Here is a 3372-nt window from a genome sequence, read left to right on the forward strand (position 1 = left end):
ACTACTGGTACTTCGTTTATGTCCACGACTCTCACTCGCGTCAACGCCACGCCTACCGTCACCGAACTGCGCGTCATTCCCGTCGCCGGGCGCGACAGCATGCTGATGAATCTTTCGGGCGCACACGGCCCGTTCTTCACGCGCAATATCGTGATCCTGACCGACAGCGCGGGGAACACGGGCGTAGGCGAAGTGCCGGGCGGCGAGACCATCCGCAAGACGATCGACGATGCGCGTGCCTACGTCGTCGGTCAATCGATCGGCAACCTGCAAGCGATTCTGAATCGCGTGCGTACCGCGTTCGCCGATCGCGACGCGGGCGGTCGCGGTCTGCAGACCTTCGACCTGCGCACCACGATCCACGCCGTCACGGCGCTCGAAGCCGCGCTGCTCGACCTGCTCGGCCAGCACCTTGGCGTGCCGGTCGCTGCCTTGCTCGGCGAAGGCCAGCAACGCGACGAGGTGGAGATGCTCGGCTACCTGTTCTACGTCGGCGATCGTAACAAGACCGATCTGCCGTATGCCTCGGGCGCGCAAGGGCGCGACGATTGGGAGCGTCTGCGCACGGAAGTCGCACTGACGCCGGAAGCGGTCGTGCGTCTGGCGCAAGCCGCGAAGGCGCGTTATGGCTTCAACGATTTCAAGCTCAAGGGCGGCGTCCTCTCAGGCGACGCGGAAATGGAAGCGGCCACCGCGCTTGCGGAGTGCTTCCCGGAAGCACGCGTGACGCTCGACCCAAACGGCGCCTGGTCGCTTGCCGAAGCGATCCGCCTGTGCCGTGACAAGCACGACGTTCTTGCCTACGCGGAAGACCCGTGCGGCGCGGAGAATGGCTATTCTGGCCGCGAAGTGATGGCCGAGTTCCGTCGTGCGACCGGACTGCCGACCGCGACCAACATGATCGCGACCGACTGGCGTCAGATGGGCCACGCGATTCAACTGCAATCCGTTGACATTCCGCTGGCCGACCCGCACTTCTGGACGATGCAGGGCTCGGTGCGTGTTGCGCAGATGTGCAACGACTGGGGCCTCACGTGGGGCTCGCACTCGAACAATCACTTCGACGTGTCGCTGGCCATGTTCACGCACGTTGCCGCCGCCGCGCCCGGCAAGATCACCGCGATCGACACGCACTGGATTTGGCAAGACGGCCAGCGCCTCACGCGCGATCCGTTGCAGATCGTCGGTGGCAAAGTGAAGGTGCCGGAAGTGCCGGGCCTCGGCGTAGAACTCGATATGGACGAAGTCGAGAAGGCGCACGCGCTGTATCAGCAGCATGGCCTCGGTGCGCGCGACGACGGGGTCGCGATGCAGTACCTGATTCCGAACTGGACGTTCGACAACAAGCGTCCGTGCCTCGTGCGCTGAGGCACTTCGCTCGAGCATCGGTGGAAAACATCGGAGGCTGGTAAAATGCGCGTCCCATGCGGAACGTTATTTTATGAAGTCTCAAACACTTCGGGAGCAGTGGCTACCGAATCTCCCCGGCAACGTGCTTGCCGGTCTGACCACGGCGTTCGCGCTAGTGCCCGAGTGCATCGCCTTCGCGCTGGTCGCTCAAGTCAATCCGCTCATGGGCCTCTACGGGGCCTTCATCGTCTGCGCGCTCACCGCCATCTTCGGCGGTCGTCCCGGCATGATCTCGGGGGCGGCCGGATCGATGGCGGTGGTCATCGTCGCACTGGTCATCCAACACGGCGTGCAATATCTGCTGGCGACCGTCGTTCTGGGCGGCGTGCTCATGATGCTCTTCGGCCTGTTGCGTCTCGGCAAGCTGATTCGCATGGTGCCGCACCCGGTGATGATCGGTTTCGTGAATGGGCTCGCGATTGTCATCGCCATGGCGCAGCTGGCACATTTCAAGCGAGCCACGCCGCACGGCGACGTCTGGCTGCAAGGCACACCGCTGGCAATCATGTGCGCGCTGGTTGCGCTCACGATGCTGATCGTCTATGGGCTGCCACGCCTCACGAAGGCCGTGCCGCCCGCGCTCGTCGCCATCGTTGGCGTCGGGCTCTTCAGCCAAGGACTGCACCTGCCCACGCGTACGCTCGGCGACATGGCGCACATTGCCGGGGCACTCCCGTCGCTCCATCTGCCGCAAGTGCCTTTCGATCTGGAGACGTTGCGGATCGTCTTCCCCTACGCATCGCTCATGGCGATGGTCGGTTTGCTGGAGACGCTGCTCACCTTCAATCTCACCGACGAGATCACGCAAACGCGCGGCCGTCCGAATCGAGAATGCCTCGCGCTTGGCGCGTCGAATGTCGTATCTGGAATGTTCGGGGGCATGGGCGGTTGCGCCATGATCGGCCAGACCATGATTAACCTGAGTTCGGGCGGACGCAGCCGCGTTTCGGGGGTGACGGCTGGCATCATGATCCTGCTGTTCGTGCTTTGCCTGTCACCGCTCATCGAGCGCATTCCGCTGGCGGCGCTCGTCGGTGTGATGTTTGTCGTCGCCCAGCAGACGTTCGCCTGGGGCTCACTTCGCGTACTCGGCAAAGTGCCTCGCAACGACGCGCTCGTGATCGTCGCGGTGACGGTCATCACCGTGTTCACGGATCTGGCCGTCGCGGTGATGTGTGGCATTGTTATCGCCGCACTCAACTTCGCCTGGCAGCATGCCCGCGACATTCGTGCCGACGTGCAAGAGAACGGCGACGACGCCCGTACCTATGTGCTTCATGGCACGCTGTTCTTTGCGTCGACCGCCAATTTCCAGGACCTGTTCCAGCCGTTGTCCGATGTCCGCCGGATCGTTGTGGATTGCCGGTCTCTGCACGTGGCGGATCACTCGGCCATCGTGGCGTTCGAGACGCTCAGGGAGCGTTATCGGACGTCGGGTCGAAACGTGCGCTTCGTCAACCTTTCGTCGCGCAATCAACGCCTGCTGGAACGAGCCGGTGTGAGCCTCGTCGAGGCCTGAGGCACGCTTGCGGGCGATGGCCGTCGCGCGTTACTTGAACGTGTGCAGGTAGGCCAGCAAGTCGGCCACCTTGCGCTCGTTTCCGATGCCCCAGAAGCGCATCTTCGTTCCCGGTACGGTTTTGCCCGGATTGGCAATGAAGGTGGCGAGTGTCTTGTCGTCCCAGACAATGCCGGACTGCTTCATCGCCGTCGAGTAATCGTAGTCCGGCAGGCTGCCCGCGCGGCGGTTGACGACGCGGTTGAGTTGCGGGCCGAAGCCCGACGTCGCCATGGGCCCGACCGCATGGCACGACGCACAGCGTGCCGCGAACATCGCCTTGCCGGCTTCCACGTCGCCAGCGGCCATGGCGGGCGACGCGAGCGCGCTCAGCGCGCCGAGCAGCGCGAGCGTTGGCGCAACGCGGCGTCGGCGGGCGACAAGCGGGAGTGGCGGGGGGGGGG

At 64.2% G+C, this 3372-nt stretch carries 3 protein-coding genes; 2 read left to right on the forward strand and 1 reads right to left on the reverse strand.

All coding sequences use genetic code 11. From position 1 onward, the window contains the following. The first annotated feature begins 18 nt into the window (after positions 1 to 18). A complete protein-coding gene (gene gudD / locus A985_RS0108525; RefSeq protein ID WP_017232986.1) occupies positions 19 to 1368 on the forward strand; it encodes a glucarate dehydratase in 1350 nt (449 codons plus the stop codon). A gap of 73 nt (positions 1369 to 1441) precedes the next feature. Continuing rightward, positions 1442 to 2929, forward strand: coding sequence for a SulP family inorganic anion transporter (locus tag A985_RS0108530; RefSeq protein ID WP_017232987.1), 1488 nt, complete (start codon positions 1442 to 1444; stop codon positions 2927 to 2929). Between the two features lie 30 nt (positions 2930 to 2959). Here the strand turns inward: A985_RS0108530 and A985_RS0108535 are convergent. Then, a partial coding sequence (locus tag A985_RS0108535; protein ID WP_369751558.1) for a cytochrome c family protein occupies positions 2960 to 3372 on the reverse strand: 413 nt, incomplete at its 5' end.

Origin of the sequence: Pandoraea sp. B-6 (assembly GCF_000282835.1) — a bacterium.
Taxonomy (GTDB): domain Bacteria; phylum Pseudomonadota; class Gammaproteobacteria; order Burkholderiales; family Burkholderiaceae; genus Pandoraea; species Pandoraea cepalis.